Origin of the sequence: Micromonospora sp. M51 (assembly GCF_018070305.1) — a bacterium.
In the GTDB taxonomy this organism is placed as follows: domain Bacteria; phylum Actinomycetota; class Actinomycetes; order Mycobacteriales; family Micromonosporaceae; genus Micromonospora; species Micromonospora parva.
The window spans coordinates 1-11483 of record NZ_JAGPXZ010000123.1 but is presented as its reverse complement, the minus strand read 5'-3'; the positions used below and the strand labels follow the sequence as shown (position 1 = coordinate 11483).

Sequence of the window (11483 nt, the reverse complement as noted above, 5' to 3'; positions counted from 1 at the left end):
GAGCGCTGCGCGGGGGCGGCGGCCGACCAGCCGGGAAACGCGGCGCGGGCCGCGGCCACGGCGCGGTCCACGTCGGCCGGGGTGCCGGCCGGCACCTGCCCGATCAGCTCCCCGGTGCTCGGGTTCTCCACGTCGATCAGGTCGGTGCCGGCGGGCGACGTCCACTCCCCGTCGACGTGCAGGTGGCGCCGCAGGCGCAGGGGGTCGGGCAACTGCGACGGCGGGGCGGCGGCGAGGTCCATGTCGTCCCTTCGAGGGTGGGCGATGGGCGATGAAACTAGCGCTGGGAGTTTGGACGCTACCCGGTGGGCCCGGCGGACTCCACCGGGTCGACGGTGCGGGCGTACTCGGCGGCCAGCCCGTGCAGCAGGGCGTCCAGGCCCAGGGCGAAGGCGCCCTCGTCGACGCTCTGCTGATGCTCGGCGAGCCGGTGCGCCTGGCGCAGGTGCGGGTAGTGCGCCGCGTACAACTCCGGGTCCTCGACGAAACCGCGGGCGAACGAGCCGAGCGCCGACCCGGCCACGAAGTAGCGCAACGCCGCGCCGATGTGGGTGGCGCGGGCCGGCGGCCAGCCGGCCCGGACCAGGCCGCCGTAGACGGCGTCGGCCATGGCGAGGGCGGCCGGGCGACGACCCGGCCCCTGCGCCAGGTAGGGCACGATGTTCGGGTGCGCGGTGAGCGCCCGCCGGTACGACCAGGCCCAGTCGCGCAGCGCGGTGACCCAGTCCCGGCTGACGAAGCCGCTGGTGTCGACAGCACCGGTGACCGTGTCGGCGACCGCGTCGAGGATCTCGTCCTTGGTGGCGAAGTGGTTGTAGAGCGACGGCCCGCGGACGCCCAGTTCGGCGGCGAGCCGGCGGGTGGAGAAGGCGGGCAGGCCCTCGGCGTCGATGAGCGCGGTGGCGCTCTCGACGATCAGCTGCCGGGTGAGCCGGGGCTGGCGGGGTCGGGGCACTGCACTCCTTGAGGGTCTCGGGTCGTGGGGTCTGGACGAATGAAAACTTACACCGCTAGTTTAGGTGTGACCGCTGCGTCCCGCAGCGGCGCACCGCCACGCCGACCGAGGGGGAACCGTGGACTTCGCACTGTCCGACGAGGAACGCGCCGTCCGAGACACCGTGCGCGCGTTCATCACCCGCGAGGTGATGCCCCTGGAGGCGGAGGTGCTCCGCCGGGAACGGGCGCACCAGCCGGGCCTGGACCACTCCGAGGTGCGGGAACTGCAACTCAAGGCGCGCAAGTTCGGCTTCTGGGGCCTGGCCACACCGGAAGAGTACGGGGGGATGAACCTGCCGGCCGTCCTCCAGTCGTTGATCTGGACCGAACTGGGCCGCACGTTCGTGCCGTTCCGCTTCGGCGGCGAGGCGGACAACATCCTGTTCCACGCCACCGAGGAGCAGAAGCGGGAGTTCCTCATCCCGACCATCGAGGGTGAGCGCCGCTCCTGCTTCGCGATCACCGAACCGGGCGCCGGTTCGGACGCGGCCAATATTCGGCTGTCCGCCCGCCGTGACGGCGACGACTGGATCCTCGACGGCGAGAAGACCTTCATCACCGGCGGCCACGACGCCGACTTCGCCATCGTGGTCGCGGTGACCGACCGGGAGAAGGGCGCCCGCAACGGCGGCGCCACGGCGTTCCTGGTGGACCGGTCGATGGGCTGGCGTTCGGAGTTCATCCAGACGATGGGCGAGGGCGGGCCGGCGTCGCTGATCTTTGAGGGCGTCCGCGTGCCGCACCGCAACATCCTCGGCGAGATCGGGCAGGGCTTCACGCTCGGCATGGAGTGGATCGGCAAGGGCCGCTACACCATCCCGTCGCACGCCATCGGCATCGCCGAGCGGGTCCTGCAGATGGCCATCGACTACGCCAACACCCGGGAGACGTTCGGCGCGACGATCGGCACCAACCAGGCCATCCAGTGGATGATCGCCGACTCGGAGACCGAGTTGGAGGCGGCACGCTGGCTGGTGCTGCGCTCCGCGTGGACGGTCGACCAAGGGCTGGACCCCCGGCACGCCTCGTCGATGGGCAAGCTCTACGGCGCCGGCATGGTCAACCGGGTGGTCGACCGGGTGCTTCAGATCCACGGCGGCATGGGCTACACCCGGGAGCTGCCGATCGAACGCTGGTACCGGCAGGTCCGGCTCTACCGGATCTTCGAGGGCACCGACGAGATGCAACGGTTGATCATCTCCCGAGACCTGCTGCGCGGCTACACGAAGATCGGCGGCCACCTGGCCTGAGCCGGATGCCGTACGCCGTCGGGGACGGCCGGGTGCGCGCCCGGTCGTCCCCGGCGGCGGATTTCAGCCGGTCAACGCCGTCAGCGCGGCGTCCACATCGGCCTCGGTGGAGTAGATGTGGAAGGAGGCCCGGACCCGGCCGGCGCGCACCGCCGCCCGGATGCCGGCCGCCGCGAGGCGCTGCTGCGCGTCGGGCACGTCCACGCTGACGATGGCGCTCTCCCCCGGTGGCCGACCCAACCCGGTCAGGAACCGGTTGGCCAGTGCCACGTTGTGCGCCCCGATCGCCGACACGCCGATCTCGGCGACCACCTCCAGGGCGGGCGCCGCGCCGACCCAGCTGAACCAGGCCGGTGAGATGTCGAACCGGCGGGCGTCGTCGGCCAACCGCAGCGGCGGACCGTAGTAGGAGGCGTGCGGGTCGCCGCCCGCGTACCAGCCGGCGGCGTCGGGGCGCAGCCGCTCCCGCAGCGCGGGCGCCAGATAGGCGAACCCGGTCCCCCGCGGATTCATCAGCCACTTGTAGCCGCCCACCGCCACCACGTCGGCCCGGCTGCCGTCGAACGGCAACCACCCGCACGCCTGCGTCGCGTCCACCGCCACCAGCGCGTCGTGCGCGCGGGCCGCGGCCACGATCTCGTCGTACGCCGCGACCGCCCCGTCGGCCGACTGCACCAGGCTGAACGCGACCAGGTCGGTGTCGGCGTCGATGGCGTCGACCAGCGACTCCAGCGGCACCGTACGGACCGTGACACCCCGCTCCCGCTGCACCAGCCAGGGGAAGAGATTCGAGGTGAACTCGACCTCGGGGACCACCACCGTGGCACCGGCCGGTAGCGCCGCCGCGACCGGCGCGAGGAGTTGGGACACGGCCGCGCCGACCGCCACGTCACCGACCGGCACCCCGATCAGGCCGGCGAACGCTACCCGGGCCCGGTGCGTCGACTCGCCCCAGCCCTCCCACGACGTACGACCAACCCGCCAGGCGGTAAGGGCCTCCTGCATCGCCGCCCACGCCGGCTCCGGCGGCAGCCCGTAGCTGGCGGTGTTCAACCAGCCCGGCTCCGGCTGCCACAGCTTCTGCGCCTGCTCGATCTCCATGCCTCGACGCTATGTCGAGCCCGGCGCGACGGGGACTGCCAATCCGCGACCCGCGGCCTCACGGCTCCCGGCGGCGTCCGGCCGACTCGTCGGCGGTGGGCCGCTGGATGTGGCTGAGGCTGTCGGCGAGAGCGGCGAGCCACCGATCGACCTCCACCAGGTGCCGGACGGACTGCAGGTCGGCCCCGCGCAGCAGCGGACGGATCCGGTCCAGCTGGTCGACACAGGTCATCGAGACCGGTGCCGGGCCCGCTGTCCGGCCGTGGGCGACCTCGTCGGCGAGGGTGTCGTACGCCGAGCGCAGGCGGCCGGCGGAGTCCGCCAGCAGCGCCGCCGCCTCGGGCCAGCCGGCGAGGCAGCCGGGCGGGTTGCGGCGCAGCAGCGACTGTGCGCCGGGCAGGACGTGGTGCCCGGCGCTCAGGACGGCACCCCAGTTCACCTGCGGCCGGCGTGGATCGTGCCGCTCGGAGTGGTACTGCCAGTACGACGCGTCGACCAGGACCATCCGGCGGCGGACCCGGTCGAGCGCGGCGTCGGGTGGCGGCGAAGCGCCGAGCACCGCCTGGACCGTCTGATCGACGGCGTCAGCGTTGACCGCCAGGTAGCGGGCGGCGTTGTGCCGCAGGTCGTGGCCCGCGCCGCGCGGCCACATCGCCACCCCGGCGAGCACGCCGATCACCGTACCGAGCAGCACGTCGACGAGGCGGGCCTCGGCGAGCCGCCAGCCTTCCGGGCCGAGTTGGGCGAAGACGACAGTCAGCAGGACCGTGAACAGCGCCTGCTGCCACACCGGACCGAGCAGGCGGCCAACCCCCAGGGCCAGCAGCAGGGTGATCGGAAGGACGACGGCGTAGACGACCGGTTCGTCGACGACGAGCATCACCCCGCCGCTGACAACCGCCCCGATGATCGTGCCCAGCACGGCCGGCCGCAGTTCGGTGCGGGTGTCGGCGGCCGAGGTGCGCAGGACCGTGAGGGTGGCCAGCAGCACCCAGAAGCCGTGGTTCAGGTGCAACACCCCGGCCGCCACCCGGGCGATGGCCAGGGCCACGGCCAGCCGCAGTGAGCTGTGCAGGTGGGCCGAGCGCGGCGCCAGGTGGGAGCGGAACTGCCACCAGTACAGCGTCCACGGGCTGTGCCGGGCGTACTCGAACAGCCCCGAGGAGGCGTGCGGGTCGTCGAGCCGCGCCCCGGCGGCCACCCGGCAACCGACGGCGAAGACCCGCACCTGGTCGGCGAGGGCCAGCGCCGTGGCGTCGCGGCACAACCGCTGCACGTCCGGCGTGTCGCGGACGCCGCCCGCTCCCACGGGGTACGCCGCCTCGGCCCGTGCGACCGCGACGTCCAGGTCGGCGAGGGTCACCGCCGGCGCACCCGGCGACAGGCTCCGACCGGCGACGCGGGTCGTCTCCGCGCACGAGCGCAGCAGACGCGCCGCCGCCAGGTCCGGAATCGGCTCCGGCGGGGCGTCCGCCGCCAGCCGGTCCGCCTCGACGAGCGCCTCCCGCAGCGCGGCGGCGCAGATCCGCAACGCCCGGTCCTGCGCGCCCGCCGCGGTGGGCGCCCACGTCGCGGGGGTACGGCCCAGCTCGATCGCCGCCATCGCGTCGTACGCCCGCGCGCGCCGCGTGTCCCGGTCGGCCCCGGCGGTGTGCGGGTCGGCCAACGTGGCGGCGGTGTCGTCGAGGAAGGCGGCGAGGCCGTCCGCCGCCGCGGCGAGGCGCTGCCGGTAGGAGACCGGCACCGGGTCGGGCCAGAGGACGACCTCCGCCGCGGCGAGCAGCACGACGGCGAGCGTCACCCCGCCGAGTCGGGCCGGCAGGGTGCCCGGCTGGTACGGCGGGAACGACGCCAGGATGTAGAAGAGCTGGAACGCGCTCGCCAACCCCACCAGGCGCGGGTTGCCGACCCCGGCGAACGCCACCACGAACCCGACGACGAGCATGCCGCCGGCGGCCGCCCACGTGCTCCACGCCAGGAACGAGCCCACCGCGATCAGCGCCCACACCACCGGTAGTGACAGCACGAGGATCCGCGCCCGCTGCGGCGCCGGACCCGGCAGCTTCGCGAACGACCCGGCGGCGATCGTGCCGAACAACCCGTACGTGGCGAGGGTGGAGTTGCCCGCACCGTAGCGGCAGCCGAAGAAGACGACCGACGCGACGAGCGTCAGTCGTGCCGCGCGTCGCAGGATGACGTCACCCGGGTCACGGCGGCGAAGCCGGCCAAGGAGGCTGGTTCCGAGCACTACCGCTCCCCCGGTCCGTCGCAGCAGCCCTCCCCGGCCCACCATTCTCCACCGCGCCCCGCCACGGGCGGCGGGTTACCGGCGAATCATCGCCGGGAGCTGCCCAGCAGACCGAGCCGGAGAGCCCGCAACAGGGTGCCGGGGCGGCTCAGGGCGGCCGGATGGTCGAGCATGGTGGTGACCCGACCCAGCCGGGCGTTGAGCACCGGGTCGGTCAGCGACGCCCGGAAGAGCAGGTCCCCGAACCACTTGGTGACCTTGTAGCCGGGCGGGTACGGCCCGTCGACGTGCGGCAGCTCGATGTCGGCGGTGGTGGAGATCTGCCAGGCCGCGTCGACCACCACCCGGACCTGGTCGAAGTACGCCCGCGCCGGCTCGTCGTGCGGCCTCGGCCCGGATCGCAGGTACCTGGACAGGCAGGAGGCGTGCAGCGTCGCGGAGGTCATGCCCTGGCCGTACACCGGATTGAAGGACGCGACCGCGTCGCCCGCGGCGACCAGCCCGGCGGGGAGGCGGTCGAGCTTGTGGAAGTCGCGGCGTCGGCTGTCGGCCTGGTGGTACGTGACCACCCCGCCGAGCATCTCCCCGTGTTCGGCGATGTCACCGAACATCTGTGGGTAGTGCTCCCGGCAGCGGGCGGTGAAGTCGGCGACGTCGCGGCTGGGCCGGTCACCGTCGTAGCCGGCCACCAGCATGATCCAGCGGTCCCCCTCGACCGAGTTGATGCCACCGATCCGGGCGGTACGCCCCCTGCCCGCCATGGTGTGGAAGACCGCCACCCACGCGTCGCTGACCTTCTCGTCGCGCCTGAAGAGCGCCGTGGCGTAGTTCAGTTTGATTGGCATGCGCTGCATGGGCGGACGCGGCCACCCGTGCTCGGCCAGCCAGTCGCTCAACCGGCTGGACCGTCCCATCGCGTCGACCACCAGGTCGGCCGCCTCGACGACGGGCTCGGTGCCGCCCTCGGGCACGTACCGGACGCCGGTGACCCGCCGCTCGTCGAAGAGCAGGCCCTCCGCCCGGCCGTACACCATCCGGATGTTGTCGACGGCGAGGGTGCGCCGCCGGACCAGCGCCTCCAGGAACGGACGCGTGGTGATCAGCGCCGGCCCGGTGCCGGTCGCCGCGGGTGGCAGGCCCAACATGCCGTTCACGAAGACCTTCGCCGTGCCCGGGTCGCGCGGCGGCGGCGGAGCGCCGAGCGCGAGCGCCTCGTCGGCGATGCCGGGGAACCAACGCTCCAACTGGACCTGACCGGCGGGCAGCAACGCGTGCACCTGACTGCCCTGCGGCACCCCCGGCCGTGGCCCGGCGTCGACGTCGGACGGGTCCCGTTCGACGATCAGCACCTCCTCGGCGTGATCGCTGAGCACCCGGGCGGCCAGCAGCCCGGCCATGCTGCCACCGAGCACCACCGCACGTCGCATGACGACTCTGGTCTCGGCCGGTCGTTCGGCCGTCGCTATCTCCGCGAAGAGCCGGGACGGAGAGGGGGGCATGCGATCACTCCTCGGACGGTCGGGAAGGCGTGGCATCCACGACCGTAACCACCGGCGCCCCCGCCGTCAGCGCTCAGCTGGCCCGCCACTTCTGGTTGGCGTTGCCGGTGCACTGCCAGATCTGCAACCGGGCGCCGTTGTCCGGGTTCGAGTCGACCACGTCGACGCACCTGTCCGCCTTGGTGTTCACCAGGTCGTACGCCTTGTTGAGGGTGAACCTCTGCGACGACGCGCCGGAGCACTCGGCCAGGATGACGTGCGCCCCGTCCTGGGTGGAGTGGCCGGCGACATCAAGGCACATCCCCATCGAGCGGACGGTGCCGTCCGACGGGAACGTCCACAGTTGCTTGGCGGTCCGTCGACAGTCCCAGATCTGCGGTCGCGCGCCGGCGTAGGCGTTGCCCTCCGGAATGTCGATGCAGCGGTCACTGGCGAAGCTGGAGATCTGCTTGCCGGCGGGCGGGCTGCTCTTCGTCGGAGACGGTGGCGGAGCGGACGGCGGCGCCTGGTTACCCGGAGCGGTGGTCGTTCCGCTGCCCGTCCCCGGCGACGGCGGCGGCGCACTGGCCGACGGCGGCGCGCTGGCGGCTCGCGACGGCGGGGCACCCGCGACGGGTAGGCCCTGGAAACCATCCGTGATCAGCGCGAGGACGGCCTCGCTCGCGGACCATTCGGCCGCCGAGGTGGTCCAGTCGATCGAGTACGCGTGGCCGTTGTGGCCGACGAACACCCGGCTCGACGTGTGCATCGGCGTGCCGTCCTGGTCGGTGTACGTCCACGCCCACTCGGCGGCCCGCAGTTGGTAGCGCAGCGCGTCGAGCCGGACCTGCCGATACTCGGCGTACCGGCCGCGTTGTGCCGTCTCCCGCGCCCGCAGCTGCGCGAGCGGGTCCGCGGGGACGGACCGGAGTTCGTCGACGACGAGCACGCGACTGCCGTCCGGCTCGCGGAACACGGCGCGCTCACCGTCGCGCCGGGCCTGCCAGCCGTCCGGCACCGGTACGAGGAAGCGCGGATCGTCACGGTAGTAGCGCCAACCCGCCGGCGCCGGTGGCAGCACCCTGGACACCGGCGTCTCGACGACCGGCGACGGGTGCACGTCCGGCGCCGCCACGTCGTCGGCACCCGGGTCACCGAACAGCCCGCCCTTGAGCACTGACGCGGCCACCAGCAGGACGACCAGCAGCACGGCGGCCCCGATCGACCCGATCAGCCGCGCCCGACGCTGACGACCCTTCCCGGGCACCGGGGCGGCAGCGGGTGACGGGGGCACCGCCGGCGACATGGGCGCGGCAGCGACGGCGGGCGACGTTGGGGCGGCCCGCGCGGCGGGCGACGTTGGGGCAGCCGGCGCGGCGGGCGACGTTGGGGCAGCCCGCGCGGCATTGACAGTCGGTGCCGCGGGGGCGTCGGGAACGGCCGGCGACGCGGGCGGGCCGGGTTCGGCGGGGACGAACTCGGGCACGATCGTCGGACGGGGCAGGTCGGCCGTGGCGGTGGTGATCCGGGTCAGCGGTCCGCCGCCGGCCCCGCTCACCTCAGTCGCCGGCACATCCGGGGTGGCGGCCTGGCGCAGGAGCCGGTCCGCCTCCTCGGCGCTGATCCGTTGACCCGGCTCCCGGCGCAGCAGTCCCTCCAGGAGTGGGGTCAGCGGACCCGCCCGTCGCGCCGGCGGTGGTGGCTCGGTGGCCAGGGCCGCCAGCGTGGCGATCGGAGACGAGCGGTGGTACGGGGTACGTCCCTCGACGGCCGCGTAGAGGGTGGCGCCCAGCGACCACAGATCGGCCGCCGGCCCCACGTCGCCGTCGGTGGCCCGCTCGGGTGCGAGGAACGCCGGCGAGCCGAGCACCATTCCGGTCTGGGTCATCCGTGGGTCGCCGGGGAGGGTGGCCAGACCGAAGTCGGTCAGCACCACCCTGCCGTCGTCGGCGAGCAGCACGTTGGCCGGCTTGACGTCCCGGTGCAGCACACCGGCGCGGTGGGCGGCCCGCAGCGCGCCCAGGATGCCCAGCCCGATCCGGGCGGCGCGGTCCGCCGACATCGACCCCTCAGCTTCGAGCACCTGTTGCAGGGACCGGGACGGCACGAGCTCCATCACGATCCAGGGGTCGCCGCCGGAATGCAGCACGTCGAAGACGCGTACCACATTGGGGTGGCCCAGACGGGCGACGGCCCGCGCCTCACGCATGGACCGTTCGCGCATCTCCCGACGTTCGTCGTCGCGCAGGCCGGGCGGTGCCACCAACTCCTTGATGGCGACGTCGCGCTGCAGCATCTCGTCGCGGGCCTGCCACACGCGGCCCATCCCGCCCTGGCCGAGCGGACGGACCAGCCGATAGCGATCGGCAATCAACTGTCGAGAGGCGTCTGGCACGACAGGAAGGTACCTGCCCTGGTTTACGTACCCAATTCTTCTGGCGGCTGGAAAAGCGACAGTTGGATATGTCACACGCAAGATCGACTGGTTACCGATCGTTCATTTCCGCTATTGGTTACGAGCGGTGTCGCCCACCGCGATGTTACCAACGCGTATATCGGCCTCCTGCTATAAATATCGAATGAATTCGAATTCTGCGGAGCGCCGGACCGGACGTGCCGCGGCCGGGTTGGCCGGCCTGTGCCTGGCGGTGGTCCTGTCCGCCTGCACGTCGGCAGGTGACCCGCGCCAGCCCACCTCAGCGCCGGCTGATCGGGCAACTCCGGCCGACCGGTCGGCGCCGGCCACCGGTGCCAGCGGTGCCGGGCCGCCGTGCACGCCATCGGTCGACGCGCTGCCGGCGCCGCCGGCCGGCTACCGGTTGGTGGGCGAGGACGTGGCGGTGCCTGACACCCCGGTGCTGTCGGCGGGCGATTCCGGGGAGGCCGATCCGGCGGCGCGACTGTTCGCCAAATGGGGGCTCGTCGTCCGCGCCGGCACCGTCGTCGACCTGCGGGTGGCACCGGGCTGGCAGGACAGGGCCCGGCTCGGGTGGGGCGGCACCGGCGCGCCCGCGGCGACCGTCACGGTGCACGCCTGCACTCCCGAGGGTGGGCAGGCGCAGTGGCTGGCCTTCGTCGGCGGCGCCTGGGTCGCGCAGGTCGCCTGCGTACCGCTGATCGTGACGTCGGACGGCCGGACCGACCGCGTCAACCTCGGCATCGGCACCCCCTGCGACAAGACCGCCACGCCACACCCCGTCACCTCATGAACCCCGAACGGCCCGGCGCTGCCTGCTGCCGCTCAGTCCGGTAGCGCTCATGCGCCTCAGCCCGGCAGCGCCCGTGCGCGCCTCAGCCCGGCAGCGCTCGTGCACCTCAGCCCAGCACCGCTGGGCTCAGCCCGGCAGCGCTCGTGCGACTCGATCAAGCAGGTCGCGGGCACCGGCCTGAACATCCGGGTCGGGATCGTCCCGCAGACTCCGGAGCACGGCGCGAAAACGCATCCGGTCCTCCGGCTCCGCGCAGGCGAGCTCGAAGAAGGCGGCGCTCAGGCAACCGGTGAGATGATCCCCTGCTCCGGCTCAGCGACATGCCACGCTGCCGCGATGAGACGCAGGCCGGCTGCGTCACGACGCCGCAGCAGTTCCTCGGCGGTGGCGTCGGTGACCGCGGTGTTCGCGCTGTCGAGGAGCAGGCTCCGCACCACGGTGTCCACCGGTTCCCGCCCAACGACAGCGCTCAGGTGACGCCCGGCGCGGGCCCGGTCCGACCACAACTGCGACCGGGCCAACCTCAGTGCCTCCCCCATCTCCACCCCCACATCATCCCCGCCCCCACCCGGATCGACGTCCACCGCCCTGGTGATCAAGAGCTTTCCGTCATCCATCCCGGTGTGTCGTGACGCAAACCTCTTGATCACCAGGGGTGACGGGTGGGAGTGGGGGGTGGGAGTGGGGGTGGACAGGGGTGTCTACTGTCTACAGCGGCTGGCGTCCGACTGTCGATGTCCTGGATGTTCTGTCGAGAGGGTCAACGACATGCTGAAGGCCGAGGATCTTCCCCCGTTTCAGCGCGCCGTGTCCGATGAGTCGCAGCGCGGCCAACGCGTGTACGCCACCCTTGTCGCGCTGCGGCTGTCCCTGCTCCTGGTGGCCGCTGTCGCGGGAGTCGCCACCTGGAAGCTCGACAATTTCGCCCTCGGCCCGGCGCTGGCGGCGGGCGCGTTCGCCGCCACCTCGATCGTCGAGGTCTTTCTCCTCACCAATCGTCCGAATGAACGGTGGTACGTCGGCAGGGCCCTCTCCGAATCCATCAAATCACTCACCTGGCGATTCACCGTCGCGGCTGACCCTTTTCCCCGATCGCAGAGCGAATCGGACAGCGTTCAGGAATTCACCAACCGATTGTTGGGCCTGACCGGGGACATGTCGGCCGCCGGGTTGGCGGCTCCCGCGGTGGCCGGGCAACAGA

General features: G+C 72.7%; 10 protein-coding genes and 1 pseudogene. 3 read left to right on the top strand and 8 right to left on the bottom strand.

Going from position 1 to position 11483, the window contains the following annotated elements:
• Both KBX53_RS09650 and KBX53_RS09645 read right to left on the bottom strand, forming a co-directional pair.
• On the bottom strand, window positions 1-242 hold a 242-nt coding region (locus tag KBX53_RS09650; protein ID WP_210858713.1), incomplete at its 3' end, for an aldehyde dehydrogenase family protein.
• Between the two features lie 56 nt (window positions 243-298).
• On the bottom strand, window positions 299-955 hold the full coding sequence (locus KBX53_RS09645; protein WP_210858711.1) for a TetR/AcrR family transcriptional regulator C-terminal domain-containing protein: 657 nt from the start codon (window positions 953-955) through the stop codon (window positions 299-301).
• Between the two features lie 118 nt (window positions 956-1073).
• On the opposite strand from KBX53_RS09645, the gene KBX53_RS09640 reads away from it, so the two are divergent.
• Window positions 1074-2246, top strand: a complete 1173-nt coding sequence (locus tag KBX53_RS09640) for an acyl-CoA dehydrogenase family protein (protein ID WP_030336937.1) — start codon at window positions 1074-1076, stop codon at window positions 2244-2246.
• Window positions 2247-2309: 63 nt separating this feature from the next.
• On the opposite strand, the gene KBX53_RS09635 is transcribed toward KBX53_RS09640, so the two are convergent.
• The 5 genes and pseudogenes from KBX53_RS09635 to KBX53_RS09620 all read right to left on the bottom strand — a co-directional run.
• Window positions 2310-3347, bottom strand: a complete 1038-nt coding sequence (locus tag KBX53_RS09635) for an aminotransferase class V-fold PLP-dependent enzyme (protein ID WP_210858709.1) — start codon at window positions 3345-3347, stop codon at window positions 2310-2312.
• Between the two features lie 58 nt (window positions 3348-3405).
• The gene (locus KBX53_RS09630) at window positions 3406-5595 is read right to left on the bottom strand and encodes an FUSC family protein (RefSeq protein WP_210858707.1); all 2190 of its coding nucleotides are present in this window, start codon (window positions 5593-5595) and stop codon (window positions 3406-3408) included.
• Window positions 5596-5681: 86 nt separating this feature from the next.
• Window positions 5682-7094, bottom strand: coding sequence for an NAD(P)/FAD-dependent oxidoreductase (locus KBX53_RS09625; RefSeq protein ID WP_030336931.1), 1413 nt, complete (start codon window positions 7092-7094; stop codon window positions 5682-5684).
• A gap of 73 nt (window positions 7095-7167) precedes the next feature.
• Window positions 7168-7539 carry an RICIN domain-containing protein gene (locus KBX53_RS36265; protein WP_309140737.1) on the bottom strand — a complete coding sequence of 124 codons (372 nt, stop codon included), beginning with the start codon at window positions 7537-7539 and terminating at the stop codon, window positions 7168-7170.
• 165 nt (window positions 7540-7704) lie between these two features.
• Window positions 7705-9468: pseudogene (locus tag KBX53_RS09620) on the bottom strand (serine/threonine-protein kinase); the annotation flags it as partial.
• 184 nt (window positions 9469-9652) lie between these two features.
• Here KBX53_RS09620 and KBX53_RS09615 point away from each other — a divergent pair.
• Window positions 9653-10282, top strand: coding sequence for a hypothetical protein (locus KBX53_RS09615; protein WP_210858703.1), 630 nt, complete (start codon window positions 9653-9655; stop codon window positions 10280-10282).
• A 278-nt stretch (window positions 10283-10560) separates the two neighbouring features.
• Here KBX53_RS09615 and KBX53_RS36260 read toward each other — a convergent pair whose 3' ends face one another.
• Complete coding sequence (locus KBX53_RS36260) at window positions 10561-10899, bottom strand: hypothetical protein (RefSeq protein ID WP_247675369.1); 339 nt, start codon at window positions 10897-10899, stop codon at window positions 10561-10563.
• Window positions 10900-11050: 151 nt separating this feature from the next.
• Here KBX53_RS36260 and KBX53_RS09605 point away from each other — a divergent pair.
• The coding region (locus KBX53_RS09605) for a DUF4231 domain-containing protein (RefSeq protein WP_210858701.1) at window positions 11051-11483 on the top strand (433 nt) is incomplete at its 3' end.